This is a genomic window from Rubrivirga sp. SAORIC476 (genome assembly GCF_002283555.1).
Taxonomy (GTDB): domain Bacteria; phylum Bacteroidota; class Rhodothermia; order Rhodothermales; family Rubricoccaceae; genus Rubrivirga.
Map to the genome: position 1 here is coordinate 1,567,047 of NZ_MVOI01000003.1, position 25,853 is coordinate 1,592,899.

Consider the following 25,853-nt stretch of genomic DNA (forward strand, 5'->3'; position numbering starts at 1 on the left):
GAGTGGATGGGACTCGATGGCCGGAGCGAGGTGCTTCGGCCCGATGCCGGGCGACGTGCCCGGCCAAACGATCTGTGCCCGGACGCCCGGGCGCGACGCCCCTCCCTACCCGATCTCTCGACCGATGCCTCTCTCTCTCCGCCGCCTCACGCGGCTCCTCTCCCTCTCCCTCCTACTCTCCGGGAGCGCCCTCGCCCAGGCCACCGGCACCCTCGCCGGCGTGGTTCTCGACGCCGACACTGGCGCCCCGCTGGCCGCCGCCAACGTCTCCCTGCCAGACCTCAACCGCGGGGCCGTCACCGACGCTGAGGGCCGGTTCTTCCTCGATGCCGTGCCCATCGGCACGCACGTTCTCCGCGCCTCGACCGTCGGCTACGAGGAGGCCCGGCATACCGCCGACGTGGGGGCGGACGCGACGACGCGCGCCGTGCTCCGACTCGCCGCCATCGACATTCGAATCGGCGAGGTGGTCGTGGAGGGGCGCGCCGTCAACCTGGTCGGCACCGCCGGGAGCGCGTCCGAGGGGCTCGTCGGGCAGACACAGCTGGCGCAGCGGCCGCTGCTGCGCGTCGGCGAGGTGCTGGAGACGATCCCGGGCGCCATCGTGACGCAGCACAGCGGGTCGGGCAAGGCGAATCAGTTCTTCCTGCGCGGCTTCAACCTGGACCACGGCACCGACTTCGCGGCGTCCGTCGAGGGCGTCCCGCTCAACCTGCCGACGCACGCGCACGGCCAGGGCTACCTCGACCTCAACTTCCTGATCCCCGAACTGGTCGAGGAGGTCGCGTTCGCGAAGGGGCCGCAGGGTGCCTCCGGCGGCAACTTCTCGACGGCGGGCCGGGCCGACATCCGCCTGGTGCGCCGCCTCGACGCGCCGCTCGTGCAGGCCGAGGCGGGCTCGGACGAGACGGCCGCCGCGCTCGTGGCCGGGTCCGCCTCGGTCGGCGACGGCACCATCCTGGGGGCCGTCCGCGGGCAGGTCACCGACGGCCCGTGGGTCAACCCGGAGAACGGGACGCTGCTGAGCGGCATGGCCCGCTACACGACGGGCACCGCGCGCGACGGCGTGTCGCTGACGGCCCTGGCCTACCACAACGACTGGGACGCGACCGACCAGATCGCCAGCCGCGCCGTGCCCGGCCTCTACGACCGCTTGGGCACCGTCGACCCGACGGTCGGCGGCACCACGAGCCGCGCCACGTTGGTCGGCCGCTGGACGCGGACCTCCGACACGGGCGACGCGACGCGGGCGACCGCCTACGCGGCGTTCTACAGTCTCAACCTGTTTTCCAACTTCACCTACTTCCTCGACGACCCCGACCGCGGCGACCAGTTCGAGCAGGAGGACCGCCGCGTCTATGGCGGCGCCGACCTCGCGCGCGACTGGCGGATTGCGGGGCTCGGGCGGAGCAGCCGCGTCACGCTGGGCGCGGGCGTCCGCCACGACCAGATCCTGGGCGTCGGGCTCTACCGGACGCAGGCCCGCGAGCGGATCGGGACTGTCCGCGACGACGCCGTCACGGAGACGAACGCGGGCGTGTACGGCGAGGTCGAGACGCGGTGGACCGAGGCCATCCGGACCACACTCGGACTGCGCGGCGACGCCTTCCGGTTCGACGTGGCGAGCGACCAGGCGGCCAACTCGGGCACGCGGACGGCGGCCCTCGCGAGCCCGAAGGCGGGACTCGTGCTCGGGCCGTGGGCGGATACCGAAGTCTACCTGAACGCCGGGCTGGGCTACCACAGCAACGACGCCCGCGGCACCGTCATCACGGTCGATCCCGCCTCGGGCGCGGCCGTGGACCCGGTCGACCCGCTGGTGCGGACGCGCGCCGCCGAGGTGGGCGTCCGCACGGCCGCCGTGGCCGGGCTGCAGTCGACGGTCTCGCTGTGGGCCATCGGGCTCGACTCGGAGCTGGTGTTCGTCGGCGACGCGGGCGGGACCGAGGCCAGCGACGCCAGCCGCCACGTCGGCGTGGAGTGGGCCAACTACCTCGTCGCCACGGACTGGCTCCAGCTCGCCCTCGACGTGGCGCTGACGCGCTCGCGCTTCCTCGACGTGCCCGAGGGCGAGGACCGGATCGAGAACTCGCTCGGCCGTGTGGTCACGGGCGGCGTGTACCTCGGCCGCCCCGACGGCTGGATGGCGAGCCTGCAGGTCCGCCACCTCGGCCCCCGCCCGCTCACGGCCGACGGCGCGGTGACGGCCGCGGCCTCCACGCTGCTCGGCGCGAAGGTGGGCACCCGCGTCGGGCGCGTCGCGCTCTCGGCCGACGTGCTGAACCTGCTCGACTCCGACGCCGCCGACGTGAGCTACTTCTACGCCTCGCGCCTGCCCGGCGAGCCCGCCGCGGGCGTGGACGACCTCCACATCCACCCCGTCCCGCCGCGGAGCGTCCGCCTGACGGCGTCGGTGCGGCTGTAGCCCCTCAGAGCATCCGCCTCGGCACCGAGGCGGGCGCTACCGGAACAGCACCTCGTCCACGACCTCGCGGCCGAGGTGCTCGTTCATCCGCACGCGCCATGCGTCGCGCTGGAACTGGAGCTGCTGGCGCCACGGCGCCGAGCGGACCTTGACGTAGAGCGTCCCGTGCCGCATCCAGACCTGCTCGGTGACGCCCGCGATGGCCTCGCCCGCGAGGATCGGCCACGCCTCGACCGCCCGCGCGGCGTCGAACCGCTCGCGGTAGCCGTAGCGGTCCACGAGGTCCGACAGGACGGCGCCGAGCGGCTGGGGCTGATTCTTGGAGGCCATCGGGGGATGGAGGATCGGGCAGGGGGGCCGAAGGGTACCGCTTCTCGGACGCCCCGCCTACCCGCGCGTCGCGAGGTGCCACAGGAAGCCGACCTCGTCGCTCGACGTGACGCCCAGCGCGATCAGCCCCACGACGGCCAGCAGGAACGGGAGCCCGAACCCGAGCAATACGGCGCGGGCGGGCGGCGCGTAGGTCACCGCCTGGAGATCCCACATCATCTTGTAGCCCGCCACGACCTCGATCAGCAGGCCGACCCCCAGGACCGTCGGCGCCAGGACGGTGGCGAGGCCCGCGTCGATGCTGCCGAGCAGGAGCGACACCACCATCAGCGGGAGCCAGCCCCAGCGGCACCACACGGCCAGCGAGAGCGCCTGCGCCGGGCGCAGCCGCCGCCGTCCCGTCACGACGTTCAGCCAGATGATCGTGAGCAGCAGCCACGCGCCGTACGCAAGCGCGAGGACGGCTACCAGCGTCAGCGGCTGGCCGAGCAGACCCGTCAGCCGCGCCTGCCCGTCGAGCGACCACGACGCCGTGGCCGCGACCAGCGCGTCGGTCCGCGCCAGCGCCCGCAGCGCGGACGTACCGACGACGCCGGCCGACAGGGCCAGCGCGACGGCGAGGCCGGAGGTCTCGAAGGCCGACAGGTCGAACCCGCGCTGGACGGCTTCGCGGTACAGGTCGCGGCGGCCGAAGTAGCGCGGCGCCATCGAACTGAGGCGCGGCGCACCGGCGTAGAACAGCCCGAGGCCGAGCACGAGCCCCCACCCGATCAGCAGGAGCGGCGACGCGCGGCGCTCCTGCCGCGCCTCAGAGCCCGCGTCGAACGCGAACACGCGCTGGGCGCCCGTCCAGAAGCCGCTCGCCACGCGGAGCGCGGGACGCGGCTCGTCGCCCTCCCCCAGCAGGCCGAAGCGCGTGCCGGTGACCTCGGAGCGCTGGTCGCGCTCGATGCGGTCGGCGTCGGCGTCGCGCCAGCGGTAGACGAACGCAGCAGCGGGCGGGTCGGAGAGGCCGAGGAGGTCCCCGAAGACGTTCTCGAGCGTGCGCGCCTGGGCGGCCTCCGTGCCGAGCGTGCGCCAGCCCCCCGGCTGCCCGGGCCGGACGCCCACGCCGAACGAGGCCAGCCCGACCGGCGTGTCGCGGCGGGCGCGCCACCGGCGAAGCGTCTCCACGGGCGCGCTCTCCCGGGCGTCCACCAGCACGAGGTCCACGGTCTGTGCCGCGCGGTCGTCCTCGACGAACCGGCTCACGTAGTACGTCCTCGTGCCCGGCGCCCCGCGGTCGTGCGCCAGGGCCGTCAGCGCCTCGAAGTAGGGGCGGACGCGCGGGTCGCTCGTGTCGGACGACTGCGCGAGGCCGAAGTGACGGGCCGCCGGGTAGGGACGGGCGCGGTCCAGCGCCTCCGTCAGCAGGCGCGTGGCGTCACGGGTGCGGCGCAGGAGGAAGGCCGCGGGGAGTCCCTCCACCGGCAGGTCCTGCCAGAGGGCGATCCCGAGCCGGCTGGCGGCGTCCAGCACGGCCGTCTCCGCGATCAACTCCGTCCGCACGGCACGGACGCCCACCTGGTGCATGGCCTCCAGGTCGGCGATGGCCGCCTCGGCGTCGCTGGGGGCACTCCAGACGACGCCCGCCAGCGTGGGGTCGAGCGGCGGAAACGGGCCCCGAGGCACCGCGACCGAGGCAGGCACGGCGGTCGAGTCCGCGACGGCGACCGAGTCGGCCGACGGTGCGCCCGAGGCCGGCTGCGCGGATCGGGGCGCCTGAGCCGCCAGCGGCGCCACGGCGAGCACGGCCGCGAGGGCGAGGACGGAGAGCCGGAGAGTCGTCAGGATCGGCACGGACATGGGGAGGTCGGCCGAGAGTACGCACGGCCCGCCCTCGCGTTCGCCATGCCGGCCAGACAGAAGAGGCCCCGCCGGGCGGAGAACCGGCGGGGCCTCAGGACAACCCTGGCGAAGTTGTCCGGGGGGATCGGTGCCGCCCCGGCCCAGAGGATCGGGACGGCGGGTGTCAGGGGTCCGTCACACCGAGCGACGCCACGAGAACGTCGGCGGCGGGCGGCTCGTGCCCTAGTCCATCATGCGACGGAGGAAGGCGGGCACGTCGGTGTCGTCCTTGTTGATGCGCTCGCGGCGCGGCGTGCCAGGCGGCGTCGGGAGCGGGCGGATGTTGCCGGGCCGCGGGGCCTCGCCAGTGCGCCCTGAGACCTCCTCGTCCTCGCGCGACCGATGCGGCTGCGGCGAGCGGCGCTCGTAGGCGGGCACGTCGAGCGTGCGCAGGTTGTCCTCGCCCTTGTAGGGCGGGGCGCCGTCGCCGGTGCCGAGCACCACACGCGGGCGCGCCTCCGGGACCTCGTCTTCCGCGCCCCGCGCGGCCTGGTCGAAGCCCGTCGCGATGACCGTCACGCGGAGGGCGTCGCCCAACGTCTCGTCGATGACCGTGCCGAAGATGACCTCCGCCTCGTCGCCCGCCTCCATCTGGATGACGGAGGTGGCCTGGGTCGCCTCGCGGACGCCGAGGTCGATGCCCGCCGTGATGTTGACGAGCACGTTGCGGGCGCCCGAGATCGAGATACCGTCCAAGAGCGGGCTGGAGATGGCCTCCTTGGCCGCGCGCCCGGCCCGGTTGTCGCCACTCGCGATGGCGCTCGACATGAGCGCCGTGCCACCGTCGAGCATCGTCGTGCGGATGTCGGCGAAGTCGAGGTTGATCAGGCCGTGGACCGTGATCAGCTCCGAGATGCCACGCGTGGCGTTGTAGAGCACGTCGTCGGCCATCTCGAAGGCCTCCACGAGCGTCGTGTCGTCGTCGGCGACGTCGAGCAGGCGCTCGTTCGGGATCACGATGAGCGTGTCCACGACCTCGCGGAGCGCCTCGATGCCCTGCTCGGCCATCCGGGAGCGCTTGCGCCCCTCGGCGGTGAACGGCTTGGTCACGACGGCCACCGTCAGGATGCCCATCTTCTTGGCCATCGCGGCCACGACGGGCGCCGCGCCGGTGCCGGTGCCGCCGCCCATGCCGGCGGCCACGAACACCATGTCGCAGCCGTCGAGGGCCTCCTGGATCTCGCGCTCGCTCTCCTGCGCCGCGCTCGCGCCGACGCTGGGCCGCGCGCCCGCGCCGAGGCCCTTGGTCAGCCCGCGGCCGACCTGGATCTTGCTGGGCGCCTGGTTGGCCTGGAGCGCCTGGGCGTCCGTGTTGATGGCGACAAACTCGACGCCGTGGATGCCCTTCGTGAGCATGTTGTTGACGGCGTTGCCGCCACCGCCACCGACGCCGACGACCCGAATGAGGGCCGTGTCTTGCGCGTCGTCGTCAAACGTGAATCGGGTGCTGAAATCGTCCATGAGTTCCCTCCGGGATGGGGTGTCTTGCCAGGGTTGGGTGGGATCGTCGGCAGGACAACCGGTAAGGTACCGGCTCCGCAGCCCTGCCGACGAGAGGTGTGGATAAAGGAGGCTAGAGTTCGTCGAACCAGCTCCGCATGCGACTGGCGATCTTGTTGACGAGCCCGTCGGGGTCCGAGTCGTAGCCGTCCCCATGTGCCTCTGCGGGCAGGCCAGGGGCGTCGGCAGCCATCGCCAGCGGGGTGGCCGGCTCGGGGTCGGCGGCGAGGAGCGAGGCGCCGCGACCGGCGCCGGTGCGCAGCCCGTGCAGCACGAGGCCGACGCCCGTCGCGTACTTCGGGTCGTCGACTTCCTCGACCAGCCCGCCGGCCAGGCCGAGCGGGCGGCCGACGCGGGCCTCCAGGCCGAGGATCTCGGCAGCCAGTTCGGCGGTGCCGGGGATCAGCGCGCCGCCGCCGGTGAGCACCACGCCCGCCGAGAGGTGGCGGCCGTAGCCGGAGCGCTTGATCTCGATGGCGACGAACTCCAGGATCTCCTCCAGCCGCGGCTGGATGATCTGCGCCAGCGTCGACTGACCGATCGACTTGTCGGGCCGACCGCCGATGCCAGGGATCTGGATCTCGCGGTCCTCGGCCACCATGTCGACCAGCGCCACGCCGAACTCGTGCTTGAGGCGCTCCGCCTGGTCGTGCAGGATGCCGAGGCCCTTGCGGAGGTCGTCGGTGACCTTGTTGCCGGCCACGGCCACCACGGCCGTGTGGCGGATCGTCTTGTCCTCGAAGATGGCGATGTCGGTCGTGCCGCCGCCGATGTCGACGAGCACGACGCCGACCTCCTTCTCGTCGTCGTGGAGGACGGCGTGGCTGGACGCCAGCGGCTCCAGCACGATGTCGTCGACGGCGAAGCCCGCCTTCTCGATGCAGCGGTACACGTTCTTCGCCGCGCTCACGAGCCCGGTGATGATGTGCACGTTCGCCTCCAGCCGGACGCCGCTCATGCCGATCGGGTCGGCGACGCCGTCCTGGCCGTCCACGATGAACTCCTGCGGCAGCACGTGCAGGATCTCGCGGTCGGCGGGCATCGCGACGTGCTTGGTGTCCTCCAGCAGGCGGAGCACGTCGTTGCGGTCGATCTCGCCGCCCGAGACCGTGATCACGCCCCGGCTCTGGAAGCTCTGGATGTGGTCGCCCGCGATGCCGACGACGACGGACTGGACCTCGACGCCGGAGGCGTGCTCGGCCTCGGCGATGGCCTTCTTGACGGCCTCGACGGTCTTGTCGATGTTGACGACGACGCCGCGGTTGAGGCCTTCGGACTCGGCCACGCCGACGCCGCGGACGTGGATGCGGTCGAGGTCGTCGGCCGACGCCACGACGGCGCAGATCTTGGTGGTGCCGATGTCGACGCCGACGACGACGCGGTCGCCGGTGGAGGGGGTGCGGTCCGGGTGGGGCATGGTGTTGGGGGAAGCGTGAGTTAAGCGGAGGGCGTCGCGGACGCCGCCGGGGCCTCAGCCGAGGCGGGCGGGGTCGCGGTCGAGTCGGGGGGGACGGTCGGGGCGTCGGGGTCGGCTTCGCGCGTCACGACCTGCCCGCGGAAGCGGAGGTCGACGGTCTCGAAGCGGACCTCGGGACGAGGAAGGATGGCCTGGTCCCAGAAGGCACGCAGGCGTCGGAGCTGGTCGGCCGTGTCGCCGGTGGGATCGAGGCGGACGGGGAGGCTGCCGTGCTCGGCGACGGGCGTCGTCCAGAGCGTCGCGCGGCGGCCCCACTGGACCTCCGACACGAGCGCCTGGGTGGCCTCGTCGGCGCGGTCCAGGGCGGCGAGGAACGACCGGAGGTGGTCGCTCGCGACGGGCTGCGCGGGGTGGTACGGCGGCGCACCGGTGAGCACCGGCACGTCGAACAGCGCGGGCGAGGCCGCGGCGACGGGCATCGCGAAGCCCTCCGCGTCGAGGAAGTGGCTCGGCCGGCCGGTCCCGTCGAGCACGAGCACGACCGGCACGCGTTCCTCGACCGCGATCCGCAGCGTCCCCGTCGGCAGGCGGCGGACCGTGGCGGACTCGACCCACGGATGCCGCTGTGCGCGGTCGGCGATGAGGGCGGGCGAGAGCGAGAACAGCGCCACCGAGTCCGGGACGGCATGCGTGAGCGCGACCACCTCGGCGGTGGGCGCGTGGACGGCCCCGGCCACCTCGACCCGCTCCAGCGGGAGGGTCCGCTGCCAGATCCAGGCGGCACCGAGCACGAGCACGAGCAGCGTCCCCCCCACGATCCGGAGGAGCTTGCGCCGCCGTGCGATCCGCTGCTCTTTGGTCCGCGTGGCCATCAGGAGACCTCGGGGGTGGTGGTGTGGACGGCCTCCAGGAAGGCCTCGCCAAAGCGCCACACGTCGCCCGCGCCCATCGTGACGACGAGGTCGCCGGGGCGGACGAGGCTCTGAAGGTGCGCCGGGAGCGCGCCCTTCTGCGACACGTAGTGGACGTCGCGGTGGCCGAACTGGCGCGCGAGGTCGGCGACCATCTGGCCCGAGATGCCCTCGATGGGCTCCTCGCGGGCCGGGAAGATGTCCGTCACGACCAGCACGTCGGCGTCGTAGAAGGCGTTGGCGAACTCGGCGGCGAGGTCGCGGGTGCGGCTGTAGAGGTGGGGCTGGAAGACGGCCACGATGCGGCGATCGGCCCAGCCCTTGGCGGCGGCGGCCAGCGTGGCCTCGATCTCGGTCGGGTGGTGGGCGTAGTCGTCCACCAGGAGCACGGTGCCCGTCTCGCCGTCCTGCGTCAGCGGCGCCTCGCCCTTGACCTGGAAGCGGCGGTCGACGCCCGCGTACTGGGAGAGCCCCTCGGCGATGGTCTTGAACGGCACGCCCAGCTCCAGCCCGACGGCCACGGCCGCGAGCGCGTTGCGGACGTTGTGCAGGCCCGGCGCGTGCAGCGTGATGCCGCCCAGCCGGTCGGTGCCCTCGAACACGTCGAACTGCGTCGTGGCTGCCACCTGCTCGATGTTCTCGGCGCGCAGCGACGCCTGGCGGCTCGTGCCGTAGGTGCGGACGGGCCGGTGGATCCGCCCGAGCACGCTCCGCACGTTCTCGTCGTCGAGGCACAGGATGGCGGCGCCGAAGAACGGGACCGAGTTGGCGAACTGGACGAAGGCGTCCTTGATGTCCTCCAGGTCCTCGTAGATGTCGAGGTGGTCCGCCTCAATGTTGGTCACGACCGCCACGATGGGCGCCAGCCGGAGGAAGGTCCGGTCGTACTCGTCTGCCTCGACCACGATGATCTCGCCGCCGCCGGAGACCGCGTTCGAGCCGAACACGGCCACCTTGCCGCCGACGATGATGGTAGGGTCCAGCCCGGCGTGCTGCGCCATCAGGCCGACCATCGTGGTGGTGGTCGTCTTGCCGTGCGTGCCCGCGATGCCGACGCCGCGCTTGGCGCGCATCAGCTCGCCGAGCATCTCGGAGCGCTTGATGATGGGGATGAGCCGCCGCATCGCCTCGGCCGTCTCCGGGTTCTCCTCCGGGTGCTTCACCGCCGACGAGTACACGACCACGTCGGCGTCGGCGACGTGCTCGGCGGCGTGGCCCTCGTGCACGACGGCGCCGAGCGACTCCAGGCGCGCGGTCACGTCGCTCTTCTTGAGGTCGGAGCCGGAGAGCAGGAAGCCCCGGTTGATGAGCACCTCCGCGATGGACGACATCCCGATGCCGCCGATCCCCACCATGTGGATCCGGCGGACGGTGCCCATCTCTCCCAGTTTGCGGATCTCGGTCATCGGGTCGGGGCGGCGTCCGCCAGGGCCACGACGGCCTCGGCGATGGTGGTGGCGGCCTCGGGCCGCGCGATGGCGAGGGCGGCCTCGGTCATGGACTGGCGCGCGGCGGGGTCGTGGAGGAGCGGGACGACGACGGCCTCGAACTGGCTGGCGAGGTCGGGCTCGGGCAGGAGCACGGCCGCGCCGGCCTCGGAGAGCGCGAGCGCGTTCTTGGTCTGGTGGTCGGCGGTCACGTTGGGGCTCGGCACGAGGACCGACGGCGTGCCGGTGACGGCCAGCTCCGAGCAGGTGATGGCGCCCGAGCGGCACAGCGCGAGGTCGGCCGCGGCGTAGGCGAGGTCCATCCGGTCGAGGTAGGGGACGAGCCGGAGGCGCGGGTGGTCGGGGACGGCCGCCCGCAGCGTGTCGTAGTAGCGCTTGCCCGCGGCCCAGATCACGACCGTCCGCTCGTCGGCGAGGAGGGCGTCGAGGTGGAGCTTCAGGGCGCCGTTGAGCGGGCCGGCGCCGAGCGACCCGCCCATGGCGAGCAGCACACGGGCGTCGGCCGGGAGGTCGAAGTGCGCGCGCGCCTCGGCGGCGTCCACGTCGAGCAGGTCCTGGCGGACCGGGTTGCCGGAGATGGCCGTCTCGGCGCCGTCGAAGTACGGGACGGCGGCCTCGAAGGCGAGGAACACCTTGTCGGCGCGGCCCGAGAGCAGCTTGTTGGTCGCGCCCGCGTAGGCGTTCTGCTCCTGCAGCACGAGCGGCCGCCCGCGCAGCGACGCCGCCAGCCCGACCGGCCCGCTCGCGTAGCCACCCGTGCCCACGACCACGTCGGGGTCGAAGGAGCCCACCAGCCGCCAGCTCTCCCAGAGGCCCTTGACGAGCTTGAACGGGAAGGTCAGGTTGCGTGCGATCGCGCTCGCCGAGAGGCCGCGCTGGAAACCGCTCACGGTGATCGCGCGGATCGGGTAGCCCGCCTTCGGGACCGCCTCCCACTCCATCCGGTCGCGCGTGCCTGCGAACGCCACCGCGGCGTCCGGCCGGAGGCGGCGGACGGCGTCGGCGATGGCGATGGCGGGGTACACGTGCCCGCCCGTCCCGCCACAGGCGAACAGCACGCGTGGCGTCCCGGCGGGCAGGCCGGTCGGCGTGGCAGTCGAGGCGGAGGGAGTGGGGGTCACGAAGAGGCGAGGTCGGTCCGGGCGTATTGCAATGCGCCCGCACGAGGGAGGGTCACGAGGAGGGCTTGGCGTGGCGCGACACGTTGAGCAGGATGCCGACCATCGCGCCGGTCGCCAGCATCGAGGTGCCGCCGTAGCTGACGAACGGCATGGCCAGCCCGGTCACGGGCAGCAGCCCGCACGTCACCATGGCGTTGACGAAGCCGCCCAGCACCACAGCCGTCGTCAGCCCGGTCGCGAGGAACAGGCCGAGCGGGTCGGGCGCGCCACGGGCGACGCGCAGAAAGCCGCGGCCGAGGATCCAGACGAACACGAACAGCACCACGAAGGCGCCCACCAGCCCGTACTCCTCGGCGATGATGGCCAGGATGAAGTCGTTGTAGGGCGCCGGCAGGAAGTCGCGCTGGACGCTCTTGCCCGGCCCGACGCCCGTCAGGCCGCCCATGGCGATGGCGATGCGCGCCTGGTCGGCCTGGTAGTTCTCGTCGTCGCTCGAGATCTCGACGGCGTCGTCGTTGGAGGCGAACAGCTCCAGGCCGGTCCACGCCTCCAGCCGCGCGGCCCGCTGCGGGCTCGACGCCAGGAAGCCGACCGCCAGCACCGCGCCGATGAGCCCGACCGAGACCATGTGAAGCAGCCGCACGCGACCCACGAACAGCATCACGCCCATCGTCATCGACAGCACGGCCGCCGTCGACAGGTCCTCCATGCCGATGAGCAGCACCGTCGGCGCGATCCAGACCAGCAGCGGTACGAAGCCGCGCACGAAGTCGCCGATGTAGTCCTGCTTCTTCGACAGCAGCACGGCCACGTGCAGGACGAGCGCCACCTTCGCCACGTCGGACGGCTGGAACGAGATCGGGCCCAGCTCCAGCCAGCGCTGCGCGCCGTTGGTCACCGCGCCCAGCACCTGCACCAGCACCAGCAATCCCAGCGAGCCGATCATGGCGCCCTTCGACAGCTTCGCCAGCCAGCGGTAGTTGACGAGCGACAGCGCGCCCGCGACGCCCAGCGCCAGCGCCACGCGCACGAGGTGCCGGAACAGGAACGCCTCGGTGTCGCCGCCAGACTTGGTCTCGGCCAGGAACGACACCGCCGAGTACACCGCCAGCACGCCCATCGCGCAGAGCGCGAGGACGGCCCAGATCACGGCCCGGTCGGCCGGACGGCGCGGGAGAGCAGCGGTAGCGGTGGACATGAAGCGAGGAGGGCTGCCTCGGTACCGAGGCGGGAGGAGTCAGAGCGCGTGGACGAGGCGCTTGAAGGTGTCGCCGCGGTCCTCGTAGTTCTCGAACATGTCGAACGAGGCGCAGGCGGGGCTGAGGAGGACCGTGTCGCCCGCCTCGGCCATGAGCTGGGCGTACTGGATGGCCTCCTGCATGGAGTCGGCGCGGGCGACGCGGGCGGTGTGCGGCCCGAGGTCCTGCTCGACGGCCTCGGCGCCCTCCCCGATGGCGACGATGCCCTTGACCTTCTCCGCCACTAGGCGCTGGAGCGGCTCGTAGTCGTTGCCCTTGTCGCGCCCGCCCGCGATCAGCACCACGCTGGGGCCGTCGGTGGACGGGAAGCTCTCCAGCGCGTACCAGACCGCGTTCACGTTGGTCGCCTTCGAGTCGTTGACGAACGCGACGCCGCCGACCGTGCGGACGGTCTCCAGGCGGTGCGGCACGCCCTCGAAGGACGTGAGGCTCTCCCGGACGACGTCGCTCCGGATCTCGACCGCGCGGGCCACGATGGCCGAGGCGAGGGAGTTGTAGAGGTTGTGGCGCCCGCGGAGCGCGAGGTCAGACGTGGGCATAAAGTCCTCGGAACGGATCATGGGGGGGGACGCACCGGGAGGGGTGCCGATAGCGGGAAGGTCCAGGACGAGATGGCCGTCGCGTACGAACGCACCGGGCGCGGGCTCGTCGGTCACCGAGAAGGCGACGGGGACGAGCCCGCGCTCGGCGGACAGATGCTGGACGTGCTCGCGGACGAGCGGGTCGTCCTGGTTGTAGACCAGCCAGTCGCCCGGCTGGGAGTTGGCGAAGAGGCGAAACTTGGCCGCCGCGTACCGCGACAGGTCGTGGTCGTAGCGGTCGAGGTGGTCGGGTGTGATGTTGAGCAGGACCGCCACGTGCGGACGGAACGTGACGATGTGGTCGAGCTGGAAGCTGGACACCTCCAGCACCACGACCGTGTCCTCGTCGAGATCGTCGACGAAGTCGGAGAAGGCGGTGCCGATGTTGCCGGCGACGACGTGCGCGCGGCCGTCGGTGGCGCAGACGTGGGCGATCAGCGACGTGGTGGTCGTCTTGCCGTTGGAGCCGGTGACCGCCACGATGGGGCCGGGGCAGAACCAGCTCGCGACCTCGATCTCGGCATACACCGGCCGCTTCTGCTGCAGCGCGCTCTGGACGAGAGGGCTCGTGGTCGGCACGCCGGGGCTGAGCACCACCCAGTCGCAGTCGAGCGCCCGCGCGGTGTGGCCGCCGAACTCGCTCTCCACGCCGTCGCGGGCCAGCGCGTCGGCCACGCCCGCTTCGGCCGCGCCGTGGTCGGTCAGGAAGACGTGCGCGCCGTGGCGGGCCAGCAGGCGGGCGACGGACAGGCCGGACCGTGCGCCTCCGACGACGGTCACCCGCGCACCGGGCACGGCCGCGCGCAGCGCCTCCGCCGAGGCGGGCGCCTCGGGCAGAACCGGCGGGAGACGGAGCTCGGCGGCGCTCATCGGATGCGGAACAGGAAGAGGGCCAGGATGGACAGCAGCGCGGTCACGATCCAGAACCGGATCACGATCTTCGACTCGTGGACGCCCAGCGCCTCGTAGTGGTGGTGCAGCGGCGCCATCCGGAAGACCCGGCGCCCCTCGCCGTACTTCTTCCGGGTGTACTTGAAGTAGCCCGTCTGGATGATCACCGACAGCGTCTCGGCGAAGAAGATGGCGCCCACGATGGGCAGGTAGAGCTCCTTCTTGATCAGGATCGCCAGCGTCCCGATCGCCGCGCCGAGGGCGAGGCTCCCGGTGTCGCCCATGAAGACCTGCGCCGGGTGGCCGTTGTACCACAGGAACCCGAAGCACGCCGCCGACAGCGCCGCGCCGAAGATGACCAGCTCGCTCGTGCCCGGCAGGTAGACGTCGTTCACGAAGTCGGCCAGGTTGACGTTGCCCGTCACGTAGGCCATCGCCACGATGGCGAGCGTCGCGAAGGCGCCCGTGCCCGCCGTGAGCCCGTCCAGCCCGTCGGTCAGGTTGACCGCGTTCGACACGCCGGTCAGGATGAACGTGATGACGGGGATGTAGATCAGCCAGCCCACCTCGACGCCCACGAGCGGCGAGAGGAAGTCGTAGTCGATGCCGCCGTCCGGCACGAGCGGGAGCGACGTGAACGTGTCCGAGTAGCCATCCGCGGGGAGCACGAACACGATCAGGAGCGCCACCAGGGCCCCCAGCGAGAGCTGACCCGCGAGCTTGACCTTGGGCGCGATGCCGTCCTTGTCCTTCTTGACCACCTTGATGTAGTCGTCGGCGAAGCCGAACGCACCCATCCAGAGGGTCGCGCCGAGCGCGATCCAGACGTAGGCGTTGCGGAGGTCGGCCCAGAGGAGGACGCCCGACGCCAGCGCGAGCAGCAGGATGACGCCGCCCATCGTGGGCGTGCCCTTCTTGTGCGCGTGGCTGACGACGCCCGCGTTCTCGCCCTCGCGGACCGTCTCGCCGATCTGCTTGGTGCGCAGGTAGCGGATGATCTTCTTGCCCGCGAACAGCGCCACCAGCAGCGCCGTGCCCGCCGCCAAGCCGGCGCGGACGGTCGAGAACTGGAAGACCTGGAAGCCGGGCGGAGCGAAGGTCCGCTCGATCCATTCGAAGAGGAGGTAGAGCATTATGCGGCGACGCGGGAGGTGAGGGCGTCGCGGAGGACGGCACGGTCGTCGAAGTCGCGGCGCTCGGTGCCGACGATCTGGTAGGTCTCGTGGCCCTTGCCGGCCACCACGATCACGTCGCCCGAGGCAGCGTGTGCGGCGGCGAAGGCGATGGCCTCGGCGCGGTCTGCGATCCGGTCCGCGGCGGCGGCATCCGCCAGGCCGACGGCGACGTCGTCGAGGATGGCGTCCGGGTCTTCGGTGCGCGGGTTGTCGGAGGTGATCACCACGCGGTCGGCGCGGGCCTCGGCGATGGCCGCCATCTGGGGGCGCTTGCCCGCGTCGCGGTCGCCCCCGCAGCCGAAGACGGCCCAGAGCTGGTTGCCCGCGGGCACGATCTCGCGGGCGGTGGCGAGCACGTTGTCGAGCGCGTCCGGCGTGTGGGCGTAGTCGACCACCCCGAGCACGCCGCCCTCGCGGACCGTCTCGAAGCGGCCAGGGACGCCGGGCGCTGCCGCGAGCGCGTCCAGCACGTCGGCCTCGGGGAAGCCGAGAGCGACGCCCGCCGCGTAGGCTGCGGCCAGGTTGAGTGCGTTGAAGCGGCCCGCCATCTGGTAGCGGCGCTCGGTGCCCCCGAGGCGGAGGGTCAGGCCGTCGACGGCGTTCTCGACCACCTCCACGCGCACGTCGGCGTCGGGGCTCGTGCCGTAGGTGACCACGCGCGCGGCCGTGTCGGCCGTCATCCGCGCGGACACCGGGTCGTCGGCGTTGACGATGGCGACCGCGCCTTCGGAGAGGCCGTCGAAGAGGCGCTTCTTGGCGCCCTCGTACTCGGCGAACGTCCGGTGGTAGTCGAGGTGGTCCTGGGTCAGGTTGGTGAACACGGCCACGTCGAAGGCCAGCCCGCCGACGCGGTCGAGCGCGAGCCCGTGGCTGGACACCTCCATGGCCGCATGCGAGCAGCCGCCCTCGACCATTGCGCGGAGGAGCCGCTGCAGCGCGGGCGCCTCGGGCGTCGTGAACTGGGTCGCGTAGCGCTCCGTGCCGATCCGGTTCTCGACCGTGCCGACGAGCCCGGCGGTCTGGCCGAGCGCGGTCAGCAGGTGGTGGAGCAGGAAGACGGTCGTCGTCTTGCCGTTCGTGCCGGTCACGCCGAGGAGAGCGAGCGCGTCGCCGGGGCGTCCGTAGACGTGCCCCGCAACCTCCGCCAGCGCGGCTCTCGGATCCGTCGTCGGAACGAAAGCCGCGCCGGGGAGGCGCTCACCCTTCCCCAAGGGTTCCGGTGCCGACGAGTGCGCGGCCAGCCAGCTCTCGGAGACGAGAGCGGCCGAGGCGCCGCGCGCGAGCGCGTCGTCGACGAAGTCGTGGCCGTCGCGGCCAGTGTGGGTATCGGGCCGAACGGCGGCGAACACCACGCCCTCTGCAGCCTCGCGGCTGTCGAGGGTCACGCCGCTGATCAGCATGTCGGTCGGGCCGACGGCGTCATCCGCGAGCAGACCGCTTACTCGCAGCCCGTCCACGAGGTCCGCGAGGGGTCTCGGGGCGACGTGGACCGTCGGGAGCAGGGGGTGGAGTGCGCTCATCGGGCCCGGGCGGTGAGCGACACGGAGGTGGGCAGCGGGCGCCCGGCGGCTACCGACTGCACGCGGACGGTGCCGTGCCCCTGCACGCGCGTGTCGACGCCGAGCATCCGCAGCCACGCGACCGCCTGCCGGACGCTCCGGCCCCGCAGGTCGGGCATCCGCGCCGCCGCGTCCTCGGCCTCGTCGAGGCGGAGGGTGTCGTGCAGGTCCAGCGAGTCCCGGTCGTCGTGCATCGAGACGGGCTGCCACGGCAGGTCGTCGTCGTAGCGGACGCGGAAGCCCTCGGCGCGGACGAGCTGCGCCGCCAGCGTGCCCGGCATCCCGTCCACGCGCGGCACGCGGCCGACGGTCCGCGCGGCGATGGTACCGGAGGGCGCCACGCGCTCGGCGATGGTCGGGAACGTGCCGATCCAGCGCCGCGCCGTCGCGCCGAAGATGGGCGCGGCGACGGTGCCGCCACCGTAGCCGTTGGTCGGGTTGTCCAGCACGATGGCGAGCACGACCTCCGGGTTCTCGACGGGGAACATGCCGACGAACGAGGAGCGGTACGTCCGCGAGTAGCCGCCGCCGACGGCGCGCTGGGCGGTGCCCGTCTTGCCCGCCACGCGCAGCCCGGCGACGCGCGCCAGCGGCGCCGTGCCCTCGGGGCTGACCACGTCCTCGAAGAAGGGCATCAGGCGCCGAGCCGTGTCCTCGCGGAAGGCGCGGCGGACCGAGTCCGGCTGGACCGCCCAGAGCACGCGCCCGGTCGTCGGGTCGCGCCGCTGGTCGACGACGTAGGGGCGGACGAGCAGGCCGCCGTTGGCGAGGGCGCTGTAGGCGACGGCGAGTTGAAGCGGGGTCACCTCGACGCCGTAGCCGCGGCTCATGGAGGTCAGCGTGGCGCCGCTCCAGTCCTCGGGCTTGCGGAGCGACCCGGCGACCTCGCCCGGCATGTCCACGAAGGTTGGCTGGCCGAAGCCGAGGTCGCGGGCGGCCTGGTAGAGCGGCCCCGCCCCGATCCGCTCGGCCGCCTCGGCCATCGCGATGTTGGACGACTTGGCGATGGCCTGCGCGAACGTGATCCGGCCGTAGCCGTGGGCGTCCTGCACCGTCCGCCCGTGGAAGACGCGCCAGCCCTCGCCGGTGTCGAACACGTCGTCCGGCGCGACGGCGCCGCTCTCCAGCGCCGCGATGGCGGTGACGAGCTTGAACGTCGAGCCGGGCTCGATGCGGTCCACGACGGCGTGGTTGCGGCGGGCGGCGTCCGAGTACGCGCCTGCGCGGTTGGGATCGTAGGTGGGCACGTTGGCCATCGCGAGGATGGCGCCCGAGTGGGGGTCGAGGGCGACGGCCGTGCCCCACGCAGCGCCCGCCTCGGCGACGCCGCGGGCCAGTTCCTCCTCCAGGATGGCCTGCCGCACGAGGTCGATGGTCAGCACCACGTTGTCGCCGTGCTGCGGCTCCACGCGCGTCCCGCCGACCACGGCGCGGACGACGCCACGGCGGTCGCGCTGGACGGCCTGGCGGCCGGGCGTGCCCTGGAGGGCGTCGTCCAGCGTCATCTCCAGCCCGGCGACGCCGTCGAGGTCACGGGTGACGTGGCCGAGCACGTGCGCCGCGCGCGTCCCGTAGTTGTAGCGCCGCCGGTACGAACCGCTCACGATCAGCCCGCGGAAGTCGCCCGCATCGAGGGCCTCCTTGGCCGCCTCGTCGAGGTCGCGCACCAGCACCACGTACTGCCGGCTGGACCGGTCGGCGACGCGCGTCCGGTAGTACTCGGCGCTCGTGCCCGTCAGCCGCCCGAGGAGCGTGTACAGCTCGCTCGCCCGCGCCTCGAAGCCCGCCACCGTGGGGTCGGCCGCGACCTCGTACCGCGCCGTGTTGACGACGAGCGCCCGCCCGCGCCGGTCGAGGATGGCGCCCCGCTGCGCGGCCAGCTCGATCACGCTCTCCGACTGGCGCTCGCCCTGCGCACGCAGCTCCTCGCCCTCGCTCATGTGGATCTGCACCAGCTTCCCGACCACGAGGATCGGGAGAGCCAGGAGCACCACGAAGACGACGTAGAGCCGGGTGAGAATGGAGTCGCGAGCGGCGATGACCGGGCGGGTAAAAAGGTGGAGGGTGAGCAGTGAGGGATCGAGAGTGGGGAGGGCGAGCCCCCTCACTCATTCACCCAGTCGGATGGTGGGGCCGTAGGCGACGCCTTCTTCCAGGCCGAGGCTGGCGGCCCGGCCGAGGACGGCGCGAGGGCCCGTCATCCGGTCGACGTCGCCCTGGAGGCGCTGGTGGGTCAGGCGGAGACGCTCGTTGTCGCGCCGGGCGTCCTGGAGGGCGTCCAGCGTGGCGCGCGTGGCGTAGGCGTGGCCGAGGAAGAGCGTGATCACGAGGCAGACGAGCAGCGTCGTGATTCCGAAGCGGAGGCTGGGGACGGCGTCGAGGGGCCGGGCGCGGCGGACCTTCTTGGCGGCCTCGGTGCTGGCCTTCTTGGCACCAGCCCGGGCCCGCTTCGTCCCGCCCGCCAGCTTCGACGGCGGCGAGGCCGGGAGGTCGGTCCAGCCGGGCAGCGTCGTTCCCGTCCGTGCCTTCGCCGCCGCCTGACGCTTGGTGGGCGTCCGGCGCGTGCTCGTCGTGGACGGCTTCGTCTTGGTCGAGGGCATCGTGGTGGGAGGCGAAGGAGGGCGAGGCCCGGGGGCGGGGGCGGCGTGACCGGCGGCTCGAAAACCGCCGCGCGAGCCGCTCACGCTCCTGGGTGTCGCTCGGGGGGCTCGGTGAGGGAGTGCTTTGCGGCGACGCGGAGGCGAGCGCTCCGGGCGCGAGGGTTGGCAGCCGTCTCCGCGTCCGTCGCCACGACGGGACGGCGGGTGACGGCCCGCCACGGGGTGAGCGGGTTGCCGAAGGAGTCCTTCTCGACCTGCGCCGTGAAGCGGCCGGTGCGGAGGAACTGCTTGGCGCGGCGGTCCTCCAGGCTGTGGTAGGCGATGACGGCCAGGCGGCCGCCCTCGGCGAGCACGTCGAGAGCGGCGGGCAGCGCGCGCTCCAGCACCTCCATCTCGCCGTTGACGGCGATGCGGAGGGCCTGGAAGACGCGGGCGAGCGTCTTCAGCTCGTCGCGCGTGGGGACGGACTGGCGGACCACGTCGGCGAGCGCGGCGGTGGTCGTGGGAGCGGCGGCCTTGATGGCGCGGGCAATGGCGCGCGAGCGGCGCTCCTCGCCGTACTGATAGATCACGTCCGCCAGGTCGTCGGCGCGGAGGCGGGCGATGAGGGCGGCGGCGGTCTCCCCCTTGTCGCCCATCCGCATGTCCAGCGGACCGTCCTGTCCGTAGGCGAAGCCGCGCGCGCCCTCGTCGAGCTGGTGGCTGCTGACGCCGAGGTCGAGCAACACACCCGCTGCGGGGCGGCCGTGCGCGGGGCCGTAGCCGGACCGCGCGAGCAGGCTGTCGAGGTCGCCGAAGTTTCCCTTCAGTGCGACGAACCGGCCGGCGGCCTCGGCGTCGGCCAGGCGCTCGCGGGCGGTGGCGAGCGCCTCGGGGTCCTGGTCGACGCCGATCACCAGCGCATCCGGCCCGAGCACGTCGAGCAACGCGGCCGAGTGCCCACCGCCACCGAGCGTCCCGTCGACGTAGAGTCCGTCCGGGTCGGTGACCAGCAGGTCGAGCGTCTCGGTGGCGAGCACCGGCGCGTGGTACGGCGTCGCGTAGCGGAGCGCGTCGCTCCCGGTCCGGGCATCCACCCCGCCGTCCCCTGTCGCGCCGCCGGCGCCCACGTCGGAGCCGACCCCGACGTTCGAGACGTCGGGGCGATCGGCGCGGCGTGGGCGGCGAGAGCGGGTCATGGAGGGGAGTGCGGCGGGCATGGACAGGGGGGCGAGCGGGATCTCCGGGGGGTCAGATCCCATCCTCACCCATCACTCGCTCGGCGAGCGATTCGTAGGACTCTTCCTGGTCGTCTTCGTGGGCGTCGAGCGTCTCCGTGTTCCAGACCTCCAGGCGGTCCATGATGCCGAGGACGCTGACCTTCTGGCCCGGCTCGAGCCCGGCGAACTTGAGCAGCGGCTTCGGCAGCGCGATGCGGCCCTGGGCGTCGAGCGTGAGTTCGTCGGCCCAGCGGAGGAGCGTGCGGACGAAGCCACGGTTGGCGGTCACGAACTGGTTCTTCTCCCGGATGCGCTCCTCGATGACCTCCCACTCGTCGAGCGGGTAGAGGAGGATGCACTGCTCGACGCCTCGCGTAGCGACAAAGGTGGACTTGGCGTCGGGGGTGAGCTCCCGCCGCATCTTCGCCGGGACGGGCAGTCGGCCCTTCCCGTCGATGGTGTTCTCCGCTTGTCCTTTGAAGCCGGCCATGGCCGGGAGTTGGGTTGCGCAGAAGGGGCCGCCAGGCTGCGGGGGCGATTCCCCACTTTTCCCCACTGCTCCCCCAAAGTACCCCTGCCCCTCAAAAAGGGCCGAATTGGCCCGTTTTTGTGGATAAGTCCCCCTTTACCCACGCCCTCCAGTCGGACATCCACCGACTTTGAGCCCAAAGTGAAAATGGTTTCACCCCCTTTGCCCCCCAGGTGAAAATGATTTCACCTACCTTGTTCCTCCCCCCCTCCCCCGGCTTTCCCCCATGCGCGAGCGTCTCACCGAACGCCAGAACCAAGTCTACGAGTTCCTGCGGACGTACGTCCGCCGAAACGGGAAGCCGCCGACCCTCAAGGAGATCGGGGCGCACCTCGACATCCGCTCCACCAACGGGGTCTTCAAGATGCTCTCGGTGCTGGAGGCGAAGGGCTACATCGTGCGGACGAAGCACGAGGCGCGCGGCATCGAGATCGTCGACGAGGTGGCGCTCGCCGACGACGAGCCGCCGGGCGTGATGATGCTGAAGCTGAAGGAGGGCGTCGGGAAGCGCGCTCGGGTGATGACGTCCGAGACGGCCGACCACCCGCTGCCGCGCTCGCGCAAGCCGCTGCTCCTCGACCCGAAGCTGCTGCCCGACGACGCCGACCTGGACGACTGCCTGGGGGTGACCGCGAGCGACGACGGGATGAACGGCGCGGGCGTCCGCAAGGGCGACACGGTGGTGGTCGAGGAGATGAGCTGGAAGGACATCCCCAATGGCGCGATGGCGGCGGTGTTCTTCTACGACCGCGTCGTGATCCGGCGCTTCGAGTACGCGGACAAGCGGCTCCACTTCCGCGCGGCCGACCGGACGTACGCCGACGAGTCGGCCCGGCCGGACGACCCGGAGTTCTTCGTCATCGGCCGGGCGCTGGTGCTCCTGCGGACGCTCGGGTGACGTGCGACGTGGACCGGCCCACGTCGCGCGCGGTCATCCGCCCAGCGCTCCGAGCATCCAGGCGCAGCCGAGGGCGGCGTAGATGCCGAGCACGTACCCGGCGACGGCCATCAGCAGGCCGACCGGCGCCATCGCGGGGTGGTAGACGCTCGCCACGATGGGCGCCGAGGCGGCGCCGCCGACGTTGGCCATCGAGCCGGTCGCGACGAAGAACAGCGGGGCCTTGAGGAGCTTGGCGGCGAGGAACAGCAGCCCGATGTGGACGGCCAGCCAGACGACGCCGGTGAGCAGGAGCAGCGGGGCTTCCTGGACGGCGCCGAGGTCGCCCTGGGCACCGATGGAGGTCAGCAGGAGGTAGAGCGCGACGTAGCCGATGCGGCTGGCGCCGTCGGCCTCGAGGTTGCGCATCCGGGTGAAGGAGAGCGCGAGCCCGGCGGTGACGGCGATCAGGACGGCCCAGGTGCCGCCGGAGATGATGGTGGGGTCGCCCAGGCTGGGCATGGCGCCGCCGAGGGTGCGCGCCAGCACGGCCGCGCCGATGCCCAGGCCGATGATGATGGCGCCGGTGTCAATGGCGATCGGCCGACGGGTGGTGTCGATCTCCTGGAGGGTCGCGTTGACGCGGTCCATCGCCGAGGTGTCGGCGCCGACCCAGGCGTTGAACCGGTCCTGGTAGTTGGACAGGAAGAGGAGGATGGCCATCCAGCCGTAGCCGACGACGGTGTCGACGACGATGACGGGGCCGAGGTCGCGCAGGCCGACGCTCTCCTGGATCGCGACCATGTTGGCCGTCCCGCCGATCCAGCTCCCGCTCAGGGCGGCGAGCTGCTGCCACGTCTCGGGCTCGCCGATCAGCCGCCCGACGAGCAGGAACGCGATGGGCGCTCCGATGACGATGCCGAGCGTGCCGACGACCAGCATGATGAGCGCCAGCCGCCCCATGCTCAGGATCGCGCGCAGGTCGATGGTGAGCATGAGCAGGAACAGCGCCATCGGGAGGAGGACGGTCCCGAAGGTGGTGTAGGCCGGGTTGATGTACTCGGCCGAGGTGGCGGTCTCGGGCACGTAGGCCTGGGTCACGCCGAGCGTGGTGAGCACCATCGGCACGAAGTAGGCCCAGATCACCGGCGGGATGATGTCGAACACGCGCTTCAGCGCGGGCACGCGGGCGAGCGCGAAGACGGCGGCCAGCACCGACGCCAGCAGGGCGGCCGTCTGGAGCGGGTCGGTGATGAGGGCGGCGGGGCCGGTGGTGTCCATGCGGGCGCGGGAGGGGAGCCGCGAAGATAGCCGGGCCCGCCTCGGGGGCTCGGGGGAAGCCCGGAGGGGGCACGCGCGCGCTCCGGCGTGAGACAGCCGCTCTAGACCGTGAGACAGCCGCTCTAGACCGTGAGACGGCCGCTCTAGACCGTGAGACGGCCGCTACGGGGTGCAAGACGGCTCTTTCAGACCGTGGAACGACCGCTGCATCTCGTCAGATGGACACTACGAGTGGTACGACGGCGGCTCTACCTCGTAGAGTGGCCGGAACGAACTGCTGGATGGTCGCAAGAGGGCGTCGGGTGGCGTCTACGGGCGGTAGGAGCGGGTCTCACGGGTGGCGGCTCGCGACGCGGGTCTGGCTGGGTCCGCCTCGGGCCCGAGGCGGGGTGTCCGGTGGCGGCCGTCAGGAAAGCACCGGAGCGACAGGAAGCCACGCTCGTGGACCGAGTCGGCTCGCACGCGCTCGGCGAAGTGCGGACGGGTCCCACTGTAGGAGTCGGGACGATGGAGGGCTGGGGCGAGCGTCTCTGCCGGGTCCATCCCACGCCTAGCCCTCCCTGCGCATCATCCCGTCTCTCGGCGGGCGACCCCGCGCAGGATGTGCCAGACGGTGAGGGCCGCCAGGACAGCGCTGCGTCCGTCGAGGTCGAGGAGCGGGTTCAGTTCCACCACGTCGACGGAGCGGACGTGCGGGGAGCGCCCGCAGGCCTCGGCGGCGCGCAGCCAGACCGCCACGGGCAGGCCGCCCACGCCGGGCGCACTGACGCCGGGGGCCGCGTCGACGGCGTCGAGGTCGAAGGTGGCGAGGGTGGGGCCGTCGAGGGAGGCCACGAGCCGGTCGGCGCGGTCGGCGGTGAGGTCCTCGGCCCAGACCCCCTCGGTGGGGACGCGGGCGTGGTCGGCGGCGACGCGCCACGGGAGGAGCCCGGCGACGGTGTAGCCGGTGCACAGCCCCGACGGGTGGTCGAGCATCTGCCGAAACGGCGAGCCGGAGTGGGCCTGCCCATTCTTGAGCGGCCGCACGTCGGCGTGGGCATCCCAGTTGAGGGCGTGGACGGGCTTCCCCTGGCCGACGTACCCGAGGAAGTGGCCATAGGCCGTCTCGTGCCCGCCGCCCAGGAGGATGGGGACGACTCCGCGCGCCAGCAGGTCGGCCACGGTCTCGCCGAGGCGCTGCTGGTCCGCCTCCAGGTCGCCAGTGACCTCCACGTCGCCGAGGTCGGCGGTGTGGTTCAGCACCTCGACGAACGGCGCGGGGTGGCGGGCGTCGGGCGTCATCGTGAACAGCGCCTCGCGGATCGCCGCGGGCCCACCTGCAGCGCCGGGGCGCCCCCCGTTGCGCCGCACGCCTTCGTCGGACGGGAAGCCGAGGAGAGCGACGCGGGTGGCGTCGGTGAGGGGCGCGTGGGTCAGCCAGTCGCGGAGGCGGCGGTCCGTCATCCCTCCGTCCCGCTGCCGTCCCTCCGCTCCCACACCGTCTCGCCGGCGATCACGGTGCGACGGACGGGCTCCGCGCGCCAGGTGGAGAGCCACGCGTCCAGAGAGGGGGCGTCGACGAGGGCAACGTCGGCCGGGCTGCCGGGGGTGAGGGAGCCGGTGCCGTCGGCGAGGCGGAGGGAATGGGCGGCCTCGGCGGTGGCGCCGCGCAAGGCCTCCTCGGGGGTCATCCGCTGGCGCGTGCAGGCGAGCCACAGCGCAAGGCCCAGGCTGGCGGACGGCGCGGAGCCGGGGTTGAGGTCGGTGGCGACGGCCACGCGGACGCCCGCGTCCAGCAGCGCGCGGGCGGGCAGCGGCTCTTGGCCGAGCACGAGGGTCGCGATGGGCAGGCTGACCGCCACCACGCCCGCCTCGGCGAGCGCCCGGATGCCGTCGGGCGAGACGCACTCGAGGTGGTCGGCGGAGGCGGCGCCGACTTCGGCGGCGAGCGCGGCGCCGTCGCCGTCGCTGAGCTGGTCGGCGTGGAGCTTGGCGCCCAGGCCGTAGGCGTGCGCGGCGGCGAAGATCGTCCACGCCTCGAAGGCGGTGAAGGCCGTCTCCTCGACGAACACGTCTACGAAGTCGGCCAGCCCCTCGTTGGCGACGGCGGGCAGCATCTCGTCCACGATCAGGCGGACGTAGGCGGCGCGGTCGTCGGCGTACTCCGGAGGGACGATGTGGGCGGCGAGCAGCGTGGCGACGATGCGCTGGGGTCCCTCCTCCCCCAGGCGCCGGTAGAGGCGCAAGACGCGGAGTTCGTCGGCGAAGGTGAGGCCGTAGCCGGTCTTGGCCTCGACCGTCGTGACGCCCTGCCGGGCCATCGCGGCGAGCCGCTCGCGGGCGGCCGCCTCCAGGTCGGCGTCGGAGGCGGCGCGAGTGGCCCGGACGGTCTTCTGAATGCCGCCGCCCCGGCGCGCGACCTCCAGATAGGGCGTGCCCTTGATGCGCTCGACGAACTCGTCGGCGCGGTCGCCCGCAAAGGCGAGGTGCGTGTGGCAGTCGACGAGGCCCGGAATCACGAGGCGCCCGTCGGCCGACTGACGGTCGGCGTCGGCGAACGTGTCGGGGAGGTCGGCCTCGGGGCCGGCCCAGACGATGCGGCCCGCGTCCCAGACGAGCGCGGCGTCGGGGATGAGCCCGGCGTCAGGGGCGTCGGGCGGGCAGGTGGCCAGCTGGCCGATGTCGGTGAGGACGGTCATGGGCGAGGTCTGCGGAGCGGATGTCGTGCCGTCCCGTAGGGGCGGATCGCGATGGCCCCCTACCAAGTGGTGCCGTGCGCTCAGCGGCAGGCAGGCGGGGTGTCGAGGTCGCGGCCGAGGTAGACCATGTCGCGCGTCTCGGTGACGGTCAGCTGGTGCTCGTAGTCGCCGAGGTGGCCGAACTC

Annotated in this window: 20 protein-coding genes; 2 read left to right on the forward strand and 18 right to left on the reverse strand. The window is 72.6% G+C overall.

Annotated elements, in window-relative coordinates; translation table 11 throughout:
• Positions 1-124: 124 nt before the first annotated feature.
• On the forward strand, positions 125-2,425 hold the full coding sequence (locus B1759_RS08420; protein ID WP_158225181.1) for a TonB-dependent receptor: 2,301 nt from the start codon (positions 125-127) through the stop codon (positions 2,423-2,425).
• A 36-nt stretch (positions 2,426-2,461) separates the two neighbouring features.
• Here B1759_RS08420 and B1759_RS08425 read toward each other — a convergent pair whose 3' ends face one another.
• The 15 genes from B1759_RS08425 to mraZ form a co-directional block, all read right to left on the reverse strand.
• Positions 2,462-2,755, reverse strand: coding sequence for a DUF721 domain-containing protein (locus B1759_RS08425; protein ID WP_095514567.1), 294 nt, complete (start codon positions 2,753-2,755; stop codon positions 2,462-2,464).
• A 57-nt stretch (positions 2,756-2,812) separates the two neighbouring features.
• A complete protein-coding gene (locus tag B1759_RS08430; protein WP_095514568.1) occupies positions 2,813-4,600 on the reverse strand; it encodes a hypothetical protein in 1,788 nt (595 codons plus the stop codon).
• Positions 4,601-4,825: 225 nt separating this feature from the next.
• Positions 4,826-6,103, reverse strand: a complete 1,278-nt coding sequence (gene ftsZ / locus B1759_RS08435) for a cell division protein FtsZ (RefSeq protein ID WP_095514569.1) — start codon at positions 6,101-6,103, stop codon at positions 4,826-4,828.
• Between the two features lie 112 nt (positions 6,104-6,215).
• On the reverse strand, positions 6,216-7,559 hold the full coding sequence (gene ftsA / locus B1759_RS08440) for a cell division protein FtsA (RefSeq protein WP_095514570.1): 1,344 nt from the start codon (positions 7,557-7,559) through the stop codon (positions 6,216-6,218).
• Between the two features lie 20 nt (positions 7,560-7,579).
• Entirely contained in the window at positions 7,580-8,431 is an 852-nt protein-coding gene (locus B1759_RS08445; protein WP_095514571.1) for a cell division protein FtsQ/DivIB, read from the reverse strand.
• The gene (gene murC, locus B1759_RS08450) at positions 8,431-9,876 is read right to left on the reverse strand and encodes a UDP-N-acetylmuramate--L-alanine ligase (RefSeq protein ID WP_095514572.1); all 1,446 of its coding nucleotides are present in this window, start codon (positions 9,874-9,876) and stop codon (positions 8,431-8,433) included. Before murC ends, B1759_RS08445 begins: the two co-directional genes overlap by 1 nt.
• Entirely contained in the window at positions 9,873-11,039 is a 1,167-nt protein-coding gene (gene murG, locus B1759_RS08455; RefSeq protein WP_198948792.1) for an undecaprenyldiphospho-muramoylpentapeptide beta-N-acetylglucosaminyltransferase, read from the reverse strand. The genes murC and murG overlap by 4 nt, the downstream gene beginning before the upstream one ends.
• Before the next feature lie 52 nt (positions 11,040-11,091).
• Entirely contained in the window at positions 11,092-12,237 is a 1,146-nt protein-coding gene (locus B1759_RS08460) for an FtsW/RodA/SpoVE family cell cycle protein (protein ID WP_095514573.1), read from the reverse strand.
• Between the two features lie 39 nt (positions 12,238-12,276).
• Positions 12,277-13,749, reverse strand: a complete 1,473-nt coding sequence (gene murD, locus B1759_RS08465) for a UDP-N-acetylmuramoyl-L-alanine--D-glutamate ligase (protein WP_095514574.1) — start codon at positions 13,747-13,749, stop codon at positions 12,277-12,279.
• A complete protein-coding gene (gene mraY, locus B1759_RS08470) occupies positions 13,746-14,903 on the reverse strand; it encodes a phospho-N-acetylmuramoyl-pentapeptide-transferase (protein WP_095514575.1) in 1,158 nt (385 codons plus the stop codon). The genes murD and mraY overlap by 4 nt, the downstream gene beginning before the upstream one ends.
• On the reverse strand, positions 14,903-16,465 hold the full coding sequence (locus B1759_RS08475; protein ID WP_095514576.1) for a UDP-N-acetylmuramoyl-L-alanyl-D-glutamate--2,6-diaminopimelate ligase: 1,563 nt from the start codon (positions 16,463-16,465) through the stop codon (positions 14,903-14,905). Before B1759_RS08475 ends, mraY begins: the two co-directional genes overlap by 1 nt.
• Positions 16,462-18,612 (reverse strand): penicillin-binding transpeptidase domain-containing protein, encoded by a 2,151-nt coding sequence (locus tag B1759_RS08480; RefSeq protein ID WP_198948793.1) that lies wholly within the window; start codon positions 18,610-18,612, stop codon positions 16,462-16,464. Before B1759_RS08480 ends, B1759_RS08475 begins: the two co-directional genes overlap by 4 nt.
• Complete coding sequence (locus B1759_RS08485; protein ID WP_095514577.1) at positions 18,613-19,104, reverse strand: hypothetical protein; 492 nt, start codon at positions 19,102-19,104, stop codon at positions 18,613-18,615.
• Between the two features lie 80 nt (positions 19,105-19,184).
• On the reverse strand, positions 19,185-20,282 hold the full coding sequence (rsmH, locus tag B1759_RS08490) for a 16S rRNA (cytosine(1402)-N(4))-methyltransferase RsmH (protein WP_095514578.1): 1,098 nt from the start codon (positions 20,280-20,282) through the stop codon (positions 19,185-19,187).
• Positions 20,283-20,334: 52 nt separating this feature from the next.
• Entirely contained in the window at positions 20,335-20,793 is a 459-nt protein-coding gene (mraZ, locus tag B1759_RS08495) for a division/cell wall cluster transcriptional repressor MraZ (RefSeq protein WP_095514579.1), read from the reverse strand.
• Positions 20,794-21,058: 265 nt separating this feature from the next.
• Between mraZ and B1759_RS08500 the strand changes: the two genes are divergently transcribed.
• A complete protein-coding gene (locus B1759_RS08500; protein WP_095514580.1) occupies positions 21,059-21,730 on the forward strand; it encodes a LexA family transcriptional regulator in 672 nt (223 codons plus the stop codon).
• 33 nt (positions 21,731-21,763) lie between these two features.
• Here B1759_RS08500 and B1759_RS08505 read toward each other — a convergent pair whose 3' ends face one another.
• From B1759_RS08505 to hutI, 3 genes are all read right to left on the reverse strand, one after another.
• Positions 21,764-22,990: a DUF819 domain-containing protein gene (locus tag B1759_RS08505; RefSeq protein ID WP_095514581.1), complete on the reverse strand. Its 1,227-nt coding sequence runs from the start codon at positions 22,988-22,990 to the stop codon at positions 21,764-21,766.
• Between the two features lie 567 nt (positions 22,991-23,557).
• A complete protein-coding gene (locus tag B1759_RS08510) occupies positions 23,558-24,433 on the reverse strand; it encodes a formimidoylglutamase (RefSeq protein WP_095514582.1) in 876 nt (291 codons plus the stop codon).
• Complete coding sequence (gene hutI, locus B1759_RS08515) at positions 24,430-25,668, reverse strand: imidazolonepropionase (protein WP_095514583.1); 1,239 nt, start codon at positions 25,666-25,668, stop codon at positions 24,430-24,432. Before hutI ends, B1759_RS08510 begins: the two co-directional genes overlap by 4 nt.
• Positions 25,669-25,853: the final 185 nt, after the last annotated feature.

Excerpts from the sequence above, each read along its gene's own strand:
- B1759_RS08505 (WP_095514581.1), bottom strand. The coding sequence starts at position 22,990 with ATGGACACCACCGGCCCCGCCGCCCTCATCACCGACCCGCTCCAGACG.
- murC (WP_095514572.1), bottom strand. The coding sequence starts at position 9,876 with ATGACCGAGATCCGCAAACTGGGAGAGATGGGCACCGTCCGCCGGATC.
- B1759_RS08420 (WP_158225181.1), top strand. The coding sequence starts at position 125 with ATGCCTCTCTCTCTCCGCCGCCTCACGCGGCTCCTCTCCCTCTCCCTC.
- ftsZ (WP_095514569.1), bottom strand. The coding sequence starts at position 6,103 with ATGGACGATTTCAGCACCCGATTCACGTTTGACGACGACGCGCAAGAC.
- B1759_RS08500 (WP_095514580.1), top strand. The coding sequence starts at position 21,059 with ATGCGCGAGCGTCTCACCGAACGCCAGAACCAAGTCTACGAGTTCCTG.
- B1759_RS08445 (WP_095514571.1), bottom strand. The coding sequence starts at position 8,431 with ATGGCCACGCGGACCAAAGAGCAGCGGATCGCACGGCGGCGCAAGCTC.
- rsmH (WP_095514578.1), bottom strand. The coding sequence starts at position 20,282 with ATGACCCGCTCTCGCCGCCCACGCCGCGCCGATCGCCCCGACGTCTCG.
- mraZ (WP_095514579.1), bottom strand. The coding sequence starts at position 20,793 with ATGGCCGGCTTCAAAGGACAAGCGGAGAACACCATCGACGGGAAGGGC.
- mraY (WP_095514575.1), bottom strand. The coding sequence starts at position 14,903 with ATGCTCTACCTCCTCTTCGAATGGATCGAGCGGACCTTCGCTCCGCCC.
- B1759_RS08425 (WP_095514567.1), bottom strand. The coding sequence starts at position 2,755 with ATGGCCTCCAAGAATCAGCCCCAGCCGCTCGGCGCCGTCCTGTCGGAC.
- B1759_RS08430 (WP_095514568.1), bottom strand. The coding sequence starts at position 4,600 with ATGTCCGTGCCGATCCTGACGACTCTCCGGCTCTCCGTCCTCGCCCTC.
- B1759_RS08510 (WP_095514582.1), bottom strand. The coding sequence starts at position 24,433 with ATGACGGACCGCCGCCTCCGCGACTGGCTGACCCACGCGCCCCTCACC.
- B1759_RS08460 (WP_095514573.1), bottom strand. The coding sequence starts at position 12,237 with ATGTCCACCGCTACCGCTGCTCTCCCGCGCCGTCCGGCCGACCGGGCC.
- murD (WP_095514574.1), bottom strand. The coding sequence starts at position 13,749 with ATGAGCGCCGCCGAGCTCCGTCTCCCGCCGGTTCTGCCCGAGGCGCCC.
- B1759_RS08475 (WP_095514576.1), bottom strand. The coding sequence starts at position 16,465 with ATGAGCGCACTCCACCCCCTGCTCCCGACGGTCCACGTCGCCCCGAGA.
- ftsA (WP_095514570.1), bottom strand. The coding sequence starts at position 7,559 with ATGCCCCACCCGGACCGCACCCCCTCCACCGGCGACCGCGTCGTCGTC.
- hutI (WP_095514583.1), bottom strand. The coding sequence starts at position 25,668 with ATGACCGTCCTCACCGACATCGGCCAGCTGGCCACCTGCCCGCCCGAC.
- B1759_RS08485 (WP_095514577.1), bottom strand. The coding sequence starts at position 19,104 with ATGCCCTCGACCAAGACGAAGCCGTCCACGACGAGCACGCGCCGGACG.